The organism is Sphingomonas aurea, from assembly GCF_030678875.1.
GTDB classification, from domain to species: domain Bacteria; phylum Pseudomonadota; class Alphaproteobacteria; order Sphingomonadales; family Sphingomonadaceae; genus Sphingomonas; species Sphingomonas aurea.
Window position 1 is genome coordinate 926023 of sequence record NZ_JAUUDS010000001.1, and the last position, 15393, is coordinate 941415.

Genomic DNA, 15393 nt, shown 5'->3' on the forward strand with positions numbered 1-15393 from the left:
AACGTTTGTCGCAGGACGGCAGGCGTTTGTCGAACAGGGAGATCCCGTATGCGTTTGAAGACCATCGCCCTTGCCGCGTCCGCCTTGTGCGTGATGCCGTCCGCCGCCAATGCCGCCGTCACCGCAACGCTGGGCAGCAGCGGGGGCACGCTCGTGTCGCTCAGCCAGGCCGGCCTGAACGGTGGCGCAGTTGCCACCCTGTCCGGTGGCACGGTGTACACCAACGACCGTCCGTTTGCCGACATGCCTGCCGGCACCATCTTCGGCAACGCCTTCCTCGCGGTTGGCCCGACCGCGGGTCAGCCGGCCACGCTGACCTTCACCAACGCGCTGACCTATCTCAGCTTCCTGTGGGGTTCGCCCGACACGTACAACCAGCTGACGCTCACCACCAACCAGCGCAGCTATACCTACACCGCCAATTCGCTGGGTTTCACCACGACCGACGGCAACCAGAGCATCTCGCAGGCGGTGCAGTTCGCCGCGAGCGCTGGTGAGACGATCAGCAGCATCTCGTTCAACAATTCGCCGGCTGTGGATGCGTTCGAAACCGCCAACTACCGCATCACCGCGGTGCCGGAACCCGCCACCTGGGCGATGCTGCTGGTCGGCTTCGGCATGGTCGGCGCCGCATCGCGCTATCGCCGTCGCAGCGTTCGCGCCGCGATCGCCTGAACGGCCGAGCCGTAACGGACAGGGAAGCCGCGGGCCGCAAGGCTCGCGGCTTTCTTATTGCCTGGAGCGAGTGGAAGCGTACCCGTGCTCCTGCGAACGCGAGACGTTGCGTGGGTTTCGCGTCGGCACCTCTTCTTTCGTCATGCCGGGCTGGTCCCGGCATCCACGGCTCCGCAAGAACAGCGTATCGAGCGTATGCGGTTCGGTGGATGCCGGGACGAGCCCGGCATGACGAAGGGAATTCTGCACAAATCCTGCGGACGCGGGGAGCGCCTTCCGAATATCCTAACCGCGTAGCTGCCAGGCGAGCCAGAGCCAGCCGCCGATCAGCAACGCGCCGCCGATCGGCGTCACCGCGCCCAGCCAGCGCGGCGCGCCCAGCGCCATGGCGTAGAGGGTGACCGCGAAGATCGCCCCGCCCGCGACGAACAGCCACGCCGGGCCGCGCGCCTCCCAGCGGAGCGCGACGAGGGCGGCGACCGCGTGGATCAGCTGATACTGGCCGCCTGTGCGCAGCCACTCCGCCGCCTGACCGGAGGCGCCATGTGCGCCGAACGCACCGGCGGCGACGGCGAGCGCGCCCGACAGCGCGGCGAAGACGGCGAGGATCATCGCGGGTCGTTCCCCCAGGGAAAGCGCTCGGCGGTTTCGGCACGAGCGGCTCGAATGTCGCCTGCTTCCACCTGGATACGCAGCCGCTCCTTGTCGCGCGCGCGGTACATTTCTTCCGCGCGATCGATGTCGGCCGGCGCGATGCCGAGCCCGCGCATCGCCAGGCGCGCCATCTTCACCGCGGATTCCAGCACCTCGCGCACGACATAGTCGGCCGGGCCCTTCTTCAGCTTGATGAGCGCACGCCGGTCATAGGCGCGGACATAGATGGCGGCATTGGGGAACGCCTCGTGCACGCCCTCGACCATCTCGGGCTCGATCTGGTCGCCGTCGATGCAGAACAGGATCAGTTCGGCGTCCGCCGCCCCCGCCTGGCGCAGCAGGTCGAGCCGGGTGCCGTCCCCGTAGTAGACCTTGGCGCCGAACTCGCCCGCGATGTCGATCATCTCGATGTCGCGGTCGATCAGCGTGACGGGAATGTCCTGGGTCAGCAGCATCTGGCCGACCGTCTGGCCGAACCGGCCATAGCCGACGATGATCGCGTTGGCGCCGTCGGCGGTCGGCCCGTCGCGCTCGCCGCCCTTGACGATCGGCTCGGCGCGGAAACGGCGAGTGGCGCTCATCAGGAATGGCGTGGTCGCCATCGACAGGGTGATGATCGCGCCGAACAGGCTGGCCGCCTGTGGCTCGATCAGCAGCCCCGACTGCGCCTGCGCGAAGAGGACGAAGCCGAACTCGCCGCCCTGGCTGAGCAGCAGGCCGAGCGCCAGCGCACCGCGCCACGTCATGCGGAAGGCGAGGCCGATCAGGAAGATCACCAGCGCCTTGGTGGCGATCAGCGCCGCCGCCATGCCGGCGACGAACAGTGGTCGCTCGGCGATGGCGTTCAGGTCGAGCATCATACCGATCGCCAGGAAGAACAGGCCGAGCAGGATCGAGCGGAACGGCTCCACGTCCGCCTCCAGCTCGTGGCGATACGGGCTGTCGGCGAGCATCACGCCGGCGATGAAGGCGCCGAGCGCGGTCGACAGGCCCAGCAGTTCCATCACCGCCGCACTGGCAATGACGGTGAACAGGCCGGCGAACACGAACATCTCGCGCTCGCCCAGATTGCCGATCAGCCGGAACAGCGGCCGCAGCAGGAAACGCCCGGCCAGCACCAGCCCCACGACGGCGCCCACCGTCTCGAGCGCGAGCAGCCAGCCCGGTGGTCCATGCGCGTCGGCGGGATTGCGGCTCATCGCGGCGATGATGGTGATGAGCGGGACGATCGACAGGTCCTGGAACAGCAGGATCGCAAAGGTCCGCTCCCCGAAGGCCGTTCGCATCCGGCCCGACGACTGAAGCATCGGCAGCACCTGCGCGGTCGACGACAGGCCGAGCGGCAGGCCGAGCGCCAACGCCGCCGCGGGCGAGAAGCCGGCGAGCAGCACCACGCCGGTGATCGCCAGCCCGCACAGCGCGACCTGGACGAGCCCGACGCCGAAGATTTCCTGCTTCATCCGCCACAATCGTGACGGGTTCAGCTCCAGCCCGACGATGAACAGGAGGAGCGTGATGCCGAGTTCGGCGATCCCCATCTTCGATTCCGCATCGCCGACCAGCCCCAGCACATGCGGGCCGACCACCGCCCCAGCGACGAGATAACCCAGCGTCGCGCCAAGTCCCAGCCGCCGGAACAGCAGCACGAAGGCAAGGCCCATGCCGAGCAGCACGGCGCCGTCGCGCAGCAGGGAGAACTCGCCGGTGCCATGCATCAGGTGTCGACCCGCTCTGCCGCCGCCAGCGCCGCGGCCTCTGCCGCCGCCTCGAACGCCAGCCGGATCGAGGCGTGGCGCGCGGTGTGCGGCAGCGCGGGCGTGAAGATCGCAAGGCCCGGCCAGTCGGGCGCGTCGCCTTCCCCGGTCGCCAGCCACTCTGCCAAGGCGTCGCGGGCGGCGGCGAGATCTGCCGGGGTCCGGCCGACGATCTCCGTTCCGAGCAGAGACGCGGACGCTTGCCCCAGCGCGCAGGCCCGAACCAGCAGGCCGACGGCGGCGACGCGCCCATCGGCGCCAAGGTCGATATCGACCGTCACGCGGCTGCCGCAGATCGGCGAGCGCCGCTCGCTCGTTCCCATCGGCGCCGTCAGCCGCGCGTGATGCGGGATGCTGGCGGCCAGGCGCAGGATGTCAGTGTTGTAGAGCGTCCCGCTCATGATGCGTCACCCGTGGTGGTCGGGTCGGGCGTGGGTGCCCGCGCGCCGAACACCGGCAGTCCCCGGCGGCGGCGGTCGACGAAATCGGCGATGCCGGCGCTGGTGGCGTTCAGGAGCGGATAGGTGCGGCTCTTGACCATCCAGAGCGGCCGCCGCGCCGGACCGCCGCTGACCGTGTCGATCACCAGCGCGACCAGCAGGAATACCAGGCTGACCAGGATCAGCCCTTTGAGCGCACCGAAGCCGAAGCCGAGCGCGCGATCGACGGGGCCGAGGACCGAGGTTCGGGTCCGCCTGCCAATGGCGTTCGCCACCAGCTTGCCGCCCAGATAGGTGACGCCCGCGAGCAGTGCGAAGGCGAGGACGGCTGCGCCCGATACGGTGCCGACCACGCCGGTCAGCGCCTGTGCGACGGGGATATGGAACAGCTTCAGCGCGGCGACGATCGCGATCCAGGCGAACAGCGACAGCACCTCGGTCACGAAGCCGCGCACCGCGCCCATCACCGCGGCACCCGCCACGGCGATGAGGACGATCACGTCGAGCGAGGTCAGTGCCATGTCCGCCCTAAAGCGCGGCATAGCGGGCGGTGTCGAGAGAGAAAATCATCGTGGGGCAGAAGCGCCGGGCATGGCGGTCCATTCGCGAAAACGATCACCGCCCGAGCATGTGATCGACGAACTGCGCCAGCGTGCGGAAACCGGTCAGCCGCAGCGCGCCGTCATCCTTGGCCATCGCGCCCGGCACCAGCGCACGCTCGAAGCCGAGCTTCGCCGCCTCCTTCAGCCGCAGGGGACCATGCGCCACCGGCCGGATCTCGCCCGACAGCGCGACCTCGCCGAACGCGACCGCCTGCGGCGGCACCGGTCGTTCGGACAGCGCCGACACCAAAGCCGCCGCGACCGCCAGGTCGGCGGCCGGGTCCTGCACCTTGTAGCCACCGGCAATGTTCAGATAGACCTCGCACGCCGAGAAGGAGAGGCCGCAGCGCGCCTCCAGCACCGCCAGGATCATGGCCAGCCGGCCGGAATCCCAGCCGACCACCGACCGCCGAGGCGTCGCCCCGCTGGCAAGGCGGACGACCAGCGCCTGGATCTCGACCAGCACCGGCCGCGTCCCCTCCAGCGCCGGAAAGACGGTGGCGCCGGTCACCCCCTCGTCGCGGTGGGTCAGGAACAGGGCGGAGGGGTTCGCGACCTCGGACAGGCCCTCGCTCTCCATCGAGAAAACGCCGATCTCGTCGGTGCCGCCAAAGCGGTTCTTGACGGCGCGCAGGATGCGGTACTGGTGCGATCGTTCGCCCTCGAACGCCATCACCGTGTCGACCATGTGCTCGAGCACCCGGGGGCCGGCGATGCTGCCATCCTTGGTGACGTGACCGACCAGTACCAGCGCGGTACCGCGCTCCTTGGCGAAGCGGATCAGCTCCTGGCTCGACGCGCGCACCTGGCTGACGGTGCCGGGCGCGCCCTCGATCAGGTCGGAGTGCATGGTCTGGATCGAGTCGATCACCAGCAGCGCCGGCGGTTGTCCCGCCGACAGGGTCGTCAGGATGTCGCGCACCGACGTCGCCGCAGCCAGCTGCACCGGCGCCGCGCCCAGACCCAGCCGCCGCGCGCGCAGCCGCACCTGATCGGCCGCCTCCTCGCCCGATACATAGGCGACCGAGCGCCCCGCCGTCGCGAGCCGGGCCGCCGCCTGGAGCAGCAGGGTCGACTTGCCGATGCCGGGATCGCCGCCGATCAGCGTCGCCGAACCCTCTACGAAGCCACCGCCCAGCGCGCGGTCGAACTCGGCAATGCCGGTCGCCATCCGCGCGGGCAGCGTCACCTCGGCGTCGAGCGAGGTCAGCTGGATCGCCCGACCGCCGCCGTGCAGATGATGCTTGGCGGCGAACGGCGTGACGACCGCCCCCGCCTCCTCGACCAGCGTGTTCCACTCGGCGCAGTCGGTGCACTGCCCCTGCCAGCGCGACGCGACCGAGCCGCATGCCTGGCATACATATCGTTTCTGCGGCTTGGCCATGCAGGCGATGTAGCGGAACGAGACGAGAACACAAGCGCTGCGCCGTTCGCAATATTTCGGTAACAAAGGGCGATCTCGCTGGCGTCCGCGCGCACTCGCCGCTATCGCCCCGGCCCCATGCAGGCCACCTCCATCAAGTCGGCCACCGATCTGCGCGTTGCCCTGTTCAGCGGCAACTACAACTACACGCGCGATGGCGCCAACATGTCGCTGAACCTGCTCGTCGGCCATCTGCTGGCGCAGGGCGTCAAGGTGCGCGTCTATTCGCCGACGGCCTCGCGGCCCGCCTTCACGCCGACCGGCGACTTGGTGTCGGTGCCGGCCATTCCGCTGCCGGGCGGGCGCAGCGAGTATCGGCTGGCGCGCGGACTGCCTGCGTCGGTGCGGCGTGACCTGGAGGCGTTTGCACCCAACATCGTCCATGTCTCCGCCCCCGAACTGCTCGGCCACGCGGCGGTGCGCTGGGCGGAGAAGAACCGTGTAACCTGCGTCGCCTCGTTCCACACGCGGTTCGAGACCTATGCCAGCTATTACGGCGCCGGCTTCGTCGAGCCGCTGCTGATCGCGCTAATGCGGCGCTTCTATAACCGGTTCGACCGGGTGCTGGTCCCCTCGCCCAGCATGATCGCGCTGCTGGAGCAGTGGGGCGTCACCGCGCCGATGTCGATCTGGTCGCGCGGCATCGACCATGACCGGTTCCGCCCCGACCGCCGCGATCTCGCGTGGCGGCGCAGCTTGGGCATCGGCGATGGGGAGATCGCGATCGGCTTTCTCGGCCGGCTGGTGAAGGAGAAGGGGCTCGATGTCTTCGCCCAGGTCGCACAGGAACTCGGCCGGCGCGGGGTGCCGCACAAGGTGCTGGTGATCGGCAAGGGCCCCGCCGAAGACTGGTTCGCGCGCGAGGTGCCGGAGGCGGTCTTCGCCGGATACCAGAGCGGCGACGATCTGGGCCGCGCGGTCGCGTCGATGGACATCTTCTTCAACCCATCGGTGACGGAGACGTTCGGCAACGTGACCACCGAGGCGATGGCGGCGGGCGTGCCCGTCGTCGCGGCGCGGGCGACCGGGGCGGTCGACCTGGTGGTCGATGGGAAGACGGGGTTTCTGGTCTCACCCCGCGACGTGGCGGGCTATGCCGATGCGATCGGCAAGATCGTCGGCGATCCCGCCTTGCGGCGCGCGATGGGGGAGGCCGGGCGCGATCGGGCAGACGGCTATCGCTGGGACACTGCGAACGCGGCGGTGCTGGATGCCTATTTTGAGGTGGTGGCGAGATAACGCCCTTCTGCTCTTCCCCTCGAAGGGGAGGTGGCAGTGCGCAGCACTGACGAAGAGGTGTCCCCCTAGCAATATCGGGGACACCCCTCCACCACCGCGATGCTGCGGTCCCCCTTCGCTTACAGGGAAGGATTCGAGCTGTATTGCCAGTCGAAGGTCAGCGGCGCCTCACGGAAAGCGAAGCGGTCGAGGTGGCTGGCAACTACCTCACGCATCCGACCCTCGTCCTCACCCGCCGGCACCGTCAGGACGATGTCGAGCGTCTCGCTGTCGGCGCGCATCACGAGCCGGGTGCCATTCGGAAAGTCGATCGTCCCCTCCTCGGCGGTGAAGGCTACCGCCATCTTGTGGCTCCAGTGCTTGGCGAGTTGCTGAAGGTAGCGGCTGGCCGACTGCGTCGGCACCCGCGCGACCGAGACGGCAGCGCTCACCGCAGCCGCTCGATCTTCTGCGCGACCTCGTCGATCAGCGCGGCGACGTCGTGCAGCGTGTCCTCCGAGAAGTCGCCGCGGCCCAGCCGGTCGGCGAGCGCGACCTTCAGATTGCCCATCGAGCGGCGGATCGGCGCGGCGCCGTCGGTACGCTCGCGATGCTCGCCCAGCGAGCGCAGCCGCGCCATCAGCGCGTCGGCCAATTCGGCCTGCTCGGTCAGGTGCGCGTTACCCGTGTCGGTGATCGCGAAGCGCTTCTTGGCGCCGTCCGACTGCTGCTCGGCGATCAGACCCATCTCGTCGAGCAGGGTCAGCGTCGGATAGACCACGCCGGGGCTCGGTGCATAGGCGCCGCCGGTGATCGTCTCGATCTCGCGGATCAGGTCGTAGCCGTGGCGCGGTTCGTCGGCGATCAGGCGCAGGAGGACGAGGCGCAGCTCGCCGCCGTCGAACATGCGACCGCGCCGCCCGCCACCCGGGCGACCCTCTCCGAACGCGGCGCCGAAGCCGAACGGACCGCGGCCACCGCGCTGGCCGCAATGACGATGGTGGTTGTGATTGTAATGGTGGAACATGACTATCCTATATGTGTCGTGATGCCGTGGAGATATATCTTAGCCAGCCATCAATCAAGATGATCCAAGATATATTTTGAAGCATCGCTCGGGTCGCGCGGCCAGCGGGGGTGACGGCGCCCTGCCCGGCGCCTACATCGCGGCGCATGGCCGACCTGTTCGCCGGGTTCGAACCCCCTGCCCCGCCCGATACTCACGCCGCGGACGCGCCGCTCGCCGACCGGCTGCGCCCGGCGCACTTGTCCGAGGTCATCGGGCAGGATCACCTGACCGGCCCCTCGGGCGCGATCGGGCGGATGGTGTCGGCGGGGCGGCTGTCGTCGATGATCCTGTGGGGACCGCCCGGCACGGGCAAGACCACGATCGCGCGCCTGCTCGCCGACGCGGTGGGCCTGCGCTTCGCCAGCATCTCGGCAGTATTCTCAGGCGTCGCCGACCTGAAGAAGGCGTTCGCCGAGGCGAAGGATCATGGCCGTGCCGGCAAGCGCACGCTCTTGTTCGTCGACGAGATCCACCGTTTCAACCGCGCGCAGCAGGACGGTTTCCTGCCCTTCGTCGAGGATGGCACCGTCGTGCTGGTGGGCGCCACTACCGAGAATCCCTCGTTCGAGCTGAACGCCGCGCTGCTCAGCCGCGCACAGGTGCTGGTGCTCCACCGGCTAGGCGCCGACGCGCTGGAGGAGCTGCTGACACGGGCCGAGGCGATGACAGGCACGCCGCTGCCGCTCGACTCGGACGCGCGTACCGCGCTGATCGCCAGCGCCGATGGCGACGGGCGCTTCCTGCTCAATCAGGCGGAGACGCTGTTCGCGATAGACCTGCCCGGGCCGCTCGATCCGGCGGGATTGTCGGCGCTGCTCCAGCGGCGGGTCGCGGTCTACGACAAGGATCGCGAGGGACATTACGGGCTGATCTCCGCGCTCCACAAATCGATCCGCGGCTCCGACCCGCAGGCCGCGCTCTACTATCTGGCGCGGATGCTCGTGGCGGGCGAGGAACCGCTCTACGTGCTGCGTCGCCTGACCCGCGCCGCCGTCGAGGATGTCGGCCTGGCCGACCCGCAGGCGCTGGTCCAGTGCCTCGCCGCCAAGGACTGCTACGATTTTCTCGGCAGTCCGGAGGGCGAACTGGCGATCGTCCAGGCCTGTCTCTACCTCGCCACCGCGCCCAAATCGAACGCGACCTACATGGCGCAGAAGAGCGCCTGGCGCGCGGCCAAGGAGGGAGGGTCGCTCAGCCCGCCCAAGTCGATCCTCGGCGCACCGACCCGGCTCATGCGCGACCTGGGCTATGGCGAGGGCTATCGCTACGACCATGACGAGGAAGGTGCGTTCTCGGGCGCCGACTATTGGCCGGAGGAGATGACGCCGCAGCGTTTCTATACCCCCGCCGATCGCGGCTTCGAGAAGCGTATCGCCGAGCGCATGGCGTGGTGGGACGAGCAGCGCGCGGCCCGGCGCGAGCGATAGTGCGCGGCAAAGGCTGGACCTTCGCCGCGACCTGACGCATGGGGCGCACGGACGCCGGTTTAGCTCAGCTGGTAGAGCAGCGGTTTTGTAAACCGAAGGTCGCGGGTTCGATTCCTGCAACCGGCACCGTCCCGCTCCGCGCAGCAAGAGGTACTGCCGCGACCGGCTGGTGGCGTGGCACGTCCATCAGGCTGGTACGACGACCGCAGGACGCGCGCCGCGTGGACACCGCCAAGTATCCGCAGATAGAAGGCTCCCTGAGGGGTTAGCACTTTCTTGTAACCATTCCTCTAATCCCGCTCGGGGAGGAACTGGTGATGGCCGCTTTCGCGAAGGCGCTGATCGACGAGGCGCTGAATGACCAGCAACTGACGATGTCGCCGGGAACGAACATCGGGTCGATCTATCTCGACAGTGCGATCCCGGGCTGCAACTGGACCGCCCATGTTTCGGCATCGGACCCCGAAGGGATCGCCGAGGGACGATGGGCGATCGCCGCCGTTCAGCAGCGCTACCCCAATGTCTCGCTCACGGACATGTTCTGCCAGTATTTCTAGCGACTGGCGCCGTCCGCAGCTGCGCCGCCAGCCGTCGGGATAGACGTGGATCATCCTCCAACCGGTCGTTCCGCACCGCTACCGCCCGCGTCGTCCGAGTCGAGATCGTCGCCACGCGTACCTCCGCCGGCGCTGGTGCCGCTGCCATGTACCGCGCCGGTGCGCTGGTCGACATGGGCGCGGCGGCCATTGTCGGGGGGCAGGTCCGCATCGTCGCCCTCCGATGCCGCAGACGGATCGATCGCGGAGCCGCCATTGCCGGATGCGACCGAGACATGGGTCGGCGACCGCGCATCGTGCGAGTCGTACTCGTTACCGAAATGATGGCCGGCGGTGCCATCGCGGTTGCCGCGCACCTCCTGCGTGTCGTCGGTCGTCGGCGGGTTGATCCTGTCCATGGTCGCATCCTCTGCTGCTGATCCGACCAACGCGTCACCGGCGGGGAGGATGCCGAACGGAAAACGCCCGGCGTCTCGCGACGCCGGGCGCTCCTGCCTCCCCGGAGGAACCGATCAGGCGGTGACGAACTTCACCGCGGACTTCCGGCTGCGATAGCGCATGCCGGCGCCGACCATCGCGAAGCCCAGCATCATCATCGCCCAGGTGGCCGGCTCCGGCACCGCGGCGGTGAAGCGGACGTTATCGGCCTCGAGCGAGTTGACCGTCGAGGTGAAGCGGATGCCGGTCAGCACTTCGCCGGCGCCGGCGGTGAAGCTCAGCAGGCGGTTGGTGCCGGGCAGCGTCTGCTGGCCCTGTGCCGACGCCGGTGCGGCGAGATCGGAACCGGTGTACGACTTCAGCACGGCGCCGCCGGCGCCCAGCAGCTGGACGGTGTTGCCGGCGTCGATCGAGCCCATGTAGAACGAGATGTTCTGATAGCCGGTGATCGCGGTCGTGATCGCCGAGATCGTCGAGGTGACGCCGGCCTGCACATACAGGTAGCTGTTGTCCGAGCCGGCGCCGAACGGGTTGGCCCCAACGCCCGCGCTGCTGCCCGACATGACCGAGCCGCCCGTCCGGACGAAGCCGGTCGGATTGCCGGTGTTGCCCGTGGTGGAGGTTTCGAAGCTGTACTGAGCGCCCACTGCCGAAGCGTTGAACACGGTAGTCGAGCCGTCGGTCGCCTGGAAAGTCACGGCGGCGGCGGGAACCGCGGCGAAGGCGGCGGCGGCAGTAACGGCAGCAAGAGCGATCTTCTTCATGGCGGGTTCCTCTAAAGTCTATCGGCGGCGGGTGATTGGACTTTGCCGATCCGGTGATCCCCGTTTCGTCCTAATCTTTCCTTTCTGCCAGATGAACATCGGTGCCATTTCGGGACCTCCCAAAATCGGACGGTTTCTGGTTAATGCAGGGATTGCCCGGACTGCGGTATTGCCCGCTGCAACCCGGACGTGCCGCCCGGCGTTGCAGGGTACGCATGACCGCCGAGATCTCATCGTTGCCGCGTATTCGCATCGCCAGCTACAATATGAGGAAGGGGATCGGCACCGATCGCCGACGCAGTCCGGAGCGGATCATCGAGGTGCTGCGCGAGATCGACGCCGATATCGTCGCTCTGCAGGAGGCGGACCGGCGTTTCGGCACGCGCGAGGGCGTGATCCCGCGCCACCTGCTCGACGAGCATAGCGACTGGAAACCGGTCGCGGTCGGCAAGCGCGCGGCGTCGATGGGCTGGCACGGCAACGCGCTGCTCGTCCGCAAGACGGCAGGCGTAACCCATTGCGAGGCGATCCACCTGCCCGCGCTGGAGCCGCGCGGCGCGGTGACCGCCGATGTGGTGATCGGCGGCGCGACCCTGCGCATCGTCGGCATGCACCTCGATCTGTCCGGCCTGTGGCGGCGCAAGCAGGCGGCGGCGATCCTGGCGCATGTCGCGCAACAGTCGACCCCGCATCCGACCGTGATGATGGGCGACCTGAACGAGTGGACGGCGGCGGCGGGGTGCCTGCGCGACTTCGGTCGCGACTTCCAGTTCGCCACGACCGGCCCCTCCTTCCACGCGCGCCGGCCGATCGGGCGACTCGACCGGATCATGGTGTCGCGCGAACTGAAGATCCTGGATTGCGGCGTCCATGCCAGCGCCGCCGCGCGCAAGGCATCGGACCACCTGCCGATCTGGGCGGAGGTGGCGCCCGCCTGACATGCGCGAGAAGGAGCTTCGCCTCGCCCTGGTCTGTTACGGCGGCATCAGCCTGGCCGTCTATATGCACGGCATCACCAAGGAGATCTGGCGCCTGACCCGCGCCAGTCGCGCCTGGCACGAAGGCGCGGAACCGCTGCCCGGCACCGACGCCATCTACCACGCGCTGCTCGGCGAGCTGGAGGAGCGCGGGTCGCTGCGGCTGCGCGTGCTCGCCGACATCGTCGCCGGGGCGTCGGCGGGAGGGATCAACGGCATCTTCCTGGCACAGGCGATCAGCACCGGGCAGAGCCTCGATCCGCTGACCGACCTGTGGCTCTCCTCCGCCGATGTCGACGCGCTGATCGATCCGGCGGCGGCGCCATCGTCGCGTTTCTCGAAGATGTGGGCGCTGCCGCTCGCCTGGATGGCGGCGGGGCGCAGCGCAGAGGCGGTCGACGCGCTCGACGACGCCGCCACCCGCGAAGAGGTGCGCGCGAAATTGTCGCGCTTCGTCCGCTCGCGCTGGTTCGAGCCGCCGTTCGGGGGCGAGACCTTTACCGGGCTGCTGCTCGACGCGCTGGCGCTGATGGCCGACGGGCCGCGCGGCCCCCGTCTGCTGCCCGAGGGTCAGCCGCTCGACCTGTTCGTCACCGTTACCGATTTCGGCGGCCATCCCGAGCGCCTGCCGCTGAACTCACCGCCCGAAGTGATCGAGACCGAGCACCGCGTCGTCGTCAGCTTCTCCGACGAGGGCGAGGCGGTCGACATGCTGGCGGCGGTGCCCGAGTTGGCGTTCGCGGCCCGCGCCACGTCGAGCTTTCCCGGCGCCTTCCCGCCCTTCACCGTTGCCGAACTGGACGCCGTGCTGGCACGACGAGGGATGGTCTGGCGGGAGCGTGACGCGTTCCTGGCCCGCATCCTGCCCCGCCGCGCGGCGGCGAACGGCGCGGACAAGGCGGTGCTGATCGACGGCTCGGTCCTGGCCAATGCGCCGTTCCGCCCGGCGATCAACGCGTTGCGCGATCGACCGGCGCGGCGGCAGGTCGATCGCCGCTTCGTCTATATCGACCCTTCGCCCGGCACCAAGTTTCGCGTCGGGGGGCGCGGCGACACGCCCGGCTTCTTCCAGACCATTCTCGGCGCGTTGAGCGAGCTGCCCCGCCAGCAGCCGATCCGCGACAATCTCGATGCGCTCGCCACCCGCAGCCGCGCGATCGAGCGGATGCGCGGCATCCTCGATGCGATCCGCCCGGCGGTGGAGGCGCAGGTCGAGGCGGCATTCGGCCGGACCCTGTTCCTCGACCGGCCGACACCCAAGCGGATCGCGGCGTGGCGCGCGCGGGCGCAAGCGACGGCGGCGGCGCAGGCCGGTTACGGATACACGGCCTATGGCCATCTGAAGCTGGCCGGCGTCGTCGATTCGCTGGGTGCTCTCGCCGAGGGTGCCGGCGCGGACCGCCGGGCGCGCGCCGCCCTGTCGACCGTCGTGCCGACCGACGCGACGGGCGCCGAGGCGGTCGATTTCTTCCGCCGCTTCGACACCGGCTTTCGCATCCGCCGCCTGCGCCTGCTCGCCAGGCGGCTTGGCGAGTTGGAGGAGCGCGCCGTCGTCGGGCTGGAGCCGGTGCGTGAGGCGATCTACCTGTCGCTCGCCGGCTATCTCGATGCGCAGCGGACCGACACGCGCGAGGCGCTGCGCCCCGCCGCGCGACGCCTGCGGCATGAGCCCGCCGCGTTCCTCGACGCGCTCGCGATATCGCTCGACCTGTCGCGTCTCGACGAGGAAACCGACGAGCGGCTGGCGTCGGCGCTAGCCGCACTCGACCGCGAGGCACGCCGGCCGCTGCTCCTCGCCTATCTCGGCTTTCCCTTCTTCGACGCCGCCACCCTGCCGCTGCTGCAGGGCGAGGGGGTGGACGAGTTCGACGCCATCCGCGTCGATCGCATCGCCCCGGACGACGCGGTCGCGATCCGCACCGGCGGTGCCGAAGCGACGCTGAAGGGCATCCAGTTCAACAGCTTCGGCGCCTTCTTCAGCCGTGCCTATCGCGAGAACGACTATCTCTGGGGCCGGCTGCACGGTGCCGAGCGGCTGGTCGACATCGTCGTCTCCTCGTTGCCCCCCTCGGTCCGTCTGCGTGCCGGCCGCGTCGCCGCGATCAAGCGGAGCGCGTTCCTCGCCATCCTCGACGAAGAGGAACCCCGCCTGACCGCTATCCCCGCCCTGATCGCGTCCCTCCGCCGCGAGATCGGGTGAAACTCTGGTCAAGCCGGGCTCGCGCGGCTAGCAACTATCCCCGGAGGTGGTGATGCAGTTCCTGAAGATCCTGTTCTGGTGCCTGCTCGCCTTTTTGGCGGCGGTCTTCACCATCGGCAACTGGACGGCGGTGCCGATCCGCCTGCCCGGCGGGCTGGTGGCGGACATCAACCTGCCCTTCCTGCTGCTGGCCACCTTCCTTGCCGGGCTGCTGCCGACGCTGGGCTGGCACACCGCCAAGCGCTGGCGCCTGCGCCAGCGGCTGACGACCTGCGAACGGGTGCTGGCGGAGACGCGCGCCGCGGTGATGCCGCCTGCTGCCCCCTCCCCCTCGACCGGCGCGCTCGGCGAGCCCTTGCCCGCCGTCACCACCTCGGCGACGCCCACCGCATGACCAGCCGTATCTATGTCGCGATCGACACCCCGGACCTCGCCCGCGCGAAAGCTCTGGCGCAGCGCGTACGGACCCATGTCGGCGGGCTGAAGCTGGGGCTGGAATTCTTCTGCGCGCACGGCCAGGCCGGGGTGCGCGAGATGGCGGCGCTCGGCCTGCCGATCTTCCTCGACCTGAAGCTGCACGACATCCCCAATACGGTGGCGAAGGCGGTGCAGGCGCTCGGCCCCGTCGAACCGGCGATCCTGACCGTTCATGCCAGCGGCGGCCGGGCGATGCTGGAGGATGCCAAGGCCGCTGCCCCGCTCGGTACGAAGGTGGTCGCGGTAACGATGCTGACCAGCCTCGACGCCCTCGATCTGACCGCGACCGGCGTGACCGGCACGCCCCACGACCATGTCCTGCGCCTCGCCGATCTGGCGGCTGAGGCCGGGGTGGACGGCATCGTATGTTCCGGCGAAGAGGTGGGTGCGGTTCATAAGCGCTGGCCGAAGGGTTTCCTGGTCGTTCCCGGCGTGCGACCGGCCGGCGGCGGGGTCGGCGACCAGAAGCGCGTCGTCACCCCCCGCGCGGCAATGGATGCCGGCGCCTCGATCCTGGTGATCGGCCGCCCGATCACCCAGGCGGAAGATCCCGACGCCGCGGCCAGGGCGATCGCCGCGACGTTGTAAATCCTTTCAACTCCTCCCCTGCAAGGGGAGGTGGCAGCCCGCAGGGCTGACGGAGGGGTGTCACCGCTGGTGAAGGCAGCGCACCCTGGCCACCGGTGACACCCCTCCACCACCCGGCTACGCCGGGCGG

The 15393-nt window shown here is 69.3% G+C and carries 17 protein-coding genes and 1 tRNA gene; 9 read left to right on the top strand and 9 right to left on the bottom strand.

Annotation, left to right across the window (positions count from 1 at the left end; all coding sequences use genetic code 11):
- Positions 1–48: 48 nt before the first annotated feature.
- Positions 49–675, top strand: a complete 627-nt coding sequence (locus Q5H91_RS04760; protein WP_305172070.1) for a PEPxxWA-CTERM sorting domain-containing protein — start codon at positions 49–51, stop codon at positions 673–675.
- Between the two features lie 285 nt (positions 676–960).
- Here the strand turns inward: Q5H91_RS04760 and Q5H91_RS04765 are convergent, their stop codons facing one another.
- From Q5H91_RS04765 to radA, 5 genes are all read right to left on the bottom strand, one after another.
- Positions 961–1287: a DUF423 domain-containing protein gene (locus tag Q5H91_RS04765; RefSeq protein WP_305172071.1), complete on the bottom strand. Its 327-nt coding sequence runs from the start codon at positions 1285–1287 to the stop codon at positions 961–963.
- Entirely contained in the window at positions 1284–3044 is a 1761-nt protein-coding gene (locus tag Q5H91_RS04770; RefSeq protein ID WP_305172072.1) for a cation:proton antiporter domain-containing protein, read from the bottom strand. The genes Q5H91_RS04765 and Q5H91_RS04770 overlap by 4 nt, the downstream gene beginning before the upstream one ends.
- Positions 3044–3484, bottom strand: a complete 441-nt coding sequence (locus Q5H91_RS04775; RefSeq protein WP_305172073.1) for an iron-sulfur cluster assembly scaffold protein — start codon at positions 3482–3484, stop codon at positions 3044–3046. The genes Q5H91_RS04770 and Q5H91_RS04775 overlap by 1 nt, the downstream gene beginning before the upstream one ends.
- Positions 3481–4044 (bottom strand): CvpA family protein, encoded by a 564-nt coding sequence (locus Q5H91_RS04780; RefSeq protein WP_305172074.1) that lies wholly within the window; start codon positions 4042–4044, stop codon positions 3481–3483. The genes Q5H91_RS04775 and Q5H91_RS04780 overlap by 4 nt, the downstream gene beginning before the upstream one ends.
- A 94-nt stretch (positions 4045–4138) precedes the next feature.
- On the bottom strand, positions 4139–5509 hold the full coding sequence (gene radA / locus Q5H91_RS04785) for a DNA repair protein RadA (RefSeq protein ID WP_305172075.1): 1371 nt from the start codon (positions 5507–5509) through the stop codon (positions 4139–4141).
- A gap of 117 nt (positions 5510–5626) precedes the next feature.
- Between radA and Q5H91_RS04790 the strand changes: the two genes are divergently transcribed.
- The gene (locus Q5H91_RS04790; protein WP_305172076.1) at positions 5627–6787 is read left to right on the top strand and encodes a glycosyltransferase family 4 protein; all 1161 of its coding nucleotides are present in this window, start codon (positions 5627–5629) and stop codon (positions 6785–6787) included.
- A 119-nt stretch (positions 6788–6906) separates the two neighbouring features.
- On the opposite strand, the gene Q5H91_RS04795 is transcribed toward Q5H91_RS04790, so the two are convergent.
- Together Q5H91_RS04795 and Q5H91_RS04800 are read right to left on the bottom strand one after the other, a co-directional pair.
- On the bottom strand, positions 6907–7218 hold the full coding sequence (locus Q5H91_RS04795) for a DUF2218 domain-containing protein (RefSeq protein ID WP_305172077.1): 312 nt from the start codon (positions 7216–7218) through the stop codon (positions 6907–6909).
- On the bottom strand, positions 7215–7793 hold the full coding sequence (locus tag Q5H91_RS04800; protein WP_305172078.1) for a PadR family transcriptional regulator: 579 nt from the start codon (positions 7791–7793) through the stop codon (positions 7215–7217). The genes Q5H91_RS04795 and Q5H91_RS04800 overlap by 4 nt, the downstream gene beginning before the upstream one ends.
- Before the next feature lie 146 nt (positions 7794–7939).
- On the opposite strand from Q5H91_RS04800, the gene Q5H91_RS04805 reads away from it, so the two are divergent.
- The 3 genes from Q5H91_RS04805 (at position 7940) to Q5H91_RS04815 (ending at position 9819) form a co-directional block, all read left to right on the top strand.
- Complete coding sequence (locus Q5H91_RS04805; protein WP_305172079.1) at positions 7940–9262, top strand: replication-associated recombination protein A; 1323 nt, start codon at positions 7940–7942, stop codon at positions 9260–9262.
- Between the two features lie 53 nt (positions 9263–9315).
- A tRNA-Thr gene (locus Q5H91_RS04810) sits at positions 9316–9388 on the top strand.
- Positions 9389–9579: 191 nt separating this feature from the next.
- On the top strand, positions 9580–9819 hold the full coding sequence (locus Q5H91_RS04815) for a hypothetical protein (RefSeq protein ID WP_305172080.1): 240 nt from the start codon (positions 9580–9582) through the stop codon (positions 9817–9819).
- A 50-nt stretch (positions 9820–9869) separates the two neighbouring features.
- On the opposite strand, the gene Q5H91_RS04820 is transcribed toward Q5H91_RS04815, so the two are convergent.
- Both Q5H91_RS04820 and Q5H91_RS04825 read right to left on the bottom strand, forming a co-directional pair.
- Complete coding sequence (locus Q5H91_RS04820) at positions 9870–10217, bottom strand: hypothetical protein (RefSeq protein WP_305172081.1); 348 nt, start codon at positions 10215–10217, stop codon at positions 9870–9872.
- Positions 10218–10331: 114 nt separating this feature from the next.
- Positions 10332–11021 carry an Npun_F0296 family exosortase-dependent surface protein gene (locus Q5H91_RS04825; RefSeq protein WP_305172082.1) on the bottom strand — a complete coding sequence of 230 codons (690 nt, stop codon included), beginning with the start codon at positions 11019–11021 and terminating at the stop codon, positions 10332–10334.
- Between the two features lie 215 nt (positions 11022–11236).
- Between Q5H91_RS04825 and Q5H91_RS04830 the strand changes: the two genes are divergently transcribed.
- From Q5H91_RS04830 to pyrF, 4 genes are read left to right on the top strand one after another with little or no spacing between them, the layout of a single operon-like run.
- A complete protein-coding gene (locus tag Q5H91_RS04830) occupies positions 11237–11959 on the top strand; it encodes an endonuclease/exonuclease/phosphatase family protein (RefSeq protein ID WP_305172083.1) in 723 nt (240 codons plus the stop codon).
- Position 11960: 1 nt separating this feature from the next.
- Entirely contained in the window at positions 11961–14198 is a 2238-nt protein-coding gene (locus tag Q5H91_RS04835; RefSeq protein WP_305172085.1) for a patatin-like protein, read from the top strand.
- 52 nt (positions 14199–14250) lie between these two features.
- Entirely contained in the window at positions 14251–14592 is a 342-nt protein-coding gene (locus tag Q5H91_RS04840) for a hypothetical protein (protein ID WP_305172086.1), read from the top strand.
- A complete protein-coding gene (gene pyrF, locus Q5H91_RS04845; RefSeq protein ID WP_305172087.1) occupies positions 14589–15263 on the top strand; it encodes an orotidine-5'-phosphate decarboxylase in 675 nt (224 codons plus the stop codon). Before Q5H91_RS04840 ends, pyrF begins: the two co-directional genes overlap by 4 nt.
- Positions 15264–15393: the final 130 nt, after the last annotated feature.

Excerpts from the sequence above, each read along its gene's own strand:
- Q5H91_RS04780 (WP_305172074.1), bottom strand. The coding sequence starts at position 4,044 with ATGGCACTGACCTCGCTCGACGTGATCGTCCTCATCGCCGTGGCGGGT.
- Q5H91_RS04820 (WP_305172081.1), bottom strand. The coding sequence starts at position 10,217 with ATGGACAGGATCAACCCGCCGACGACCGACGACACGCAGGAGGTGCGC.
- Q5H91_RS04770 (WP_305172072.1), bottom strand. The coding sequence starts at position 3,044 with ATGCATGGCACCGGCGAGTTCTCCCTGCTGCGCGACGGCGCCGTGCTG.
- pyrF (WP_305172087.1), top strand. The coding sequence starts at position 14,589 with ATGACCAGCCGTATCTATGTCGCGATCGACACCCCGGACCTCGCCCGC.
- Q5H91_RS04800 (WP_305172078.1), bottom strand. The coding sequence starts at position 7,793 with ATGTTCCACCATTACAATCACAACCACCATCGTCATTGCGGCCAGCGC.
- Q5H91_RS04765 (WP_305172071.1), bottom strand. The coding sequence starts at position 1,287 with ATGATCCTCGCCGTCTTCGCCGCGCTGTCGGGCGCGCTCGCCGTCGCC.
- Q5H91_RS04825 (WP_305172082.1), bottom strand. The coding sequence starts at position 11,021 with ATGAAGAAGATCGCTCTTGCTGCCGTTACTGCCGCCGCCGCCTTCGCC.
- Q5H91_RS04760 (WP_305172070.1), top strand. The coding sequence starts at position 49 with ATGCGTTTGAAGACCATCGCCCTTGCCGCGTCCGCCTTGTGCGTGATG.
- Q5H91_RS04775 (WP_305172073.1), bottom strand. The coding sequence starts at position 3,484 with ATGAGCGGGACGCTCTACAACACTGACATCCTGCGCCTGGCCGCCAGC.
- radA (WP_305172075.1), bottom strand. The coding sequence starts at position 5,509 with ATGGCCAAGCCGCAGAAACGATATGTATGCCAGGCATGCGGCTCGGTC.
- Q5H91_RS04815 (WP_305172080.1), top strand. The coding sequence starts at position 9,580 with ATGGCCGCTTTCGCGAAGGCGCTGATCGACGAGGCGCTGAATGACCAG.
- Q5H91_RS04840 (WP_305172086.1), top strand. The coding sequence starts at position 14,251 with ATGCAGTTCCTGAAGATCCTGTTCTGGTGCCTGCTCGCCTTTTTGGCG.
- Q5H91_RS04790 (WP_305172076.1), top strand. The coding sequence starts at position 5,627 with ATGCAGGCCACCTCCATCAAGTCGGCCACCGATCTGCGCGTTGCCCTG.
- Q5H91_RS04835 (WP_305172085.1), top strand. The coding sequence starts at position 11,961 with ATGCGCGAGAAGGAGCTTCGCCTCGCCCTGGTCTGTTACGGCGGCATC.
- Q5H91_RS04805 (WP_305172079.1), top strand. The coding sequence starts at position 7,940 with ATGGCCGACCTGTTCGCCGGGTTCGAACCCCCTGCCCCGCCCGATACT.
- Q5H91_RS04830 (WP_305172083.1), top strand. The coding sequence starts at position 11,237 with ATGACCGCCGAGATCTCATCGTTGCCGCGTATTCGCATCGCCAGCTAC.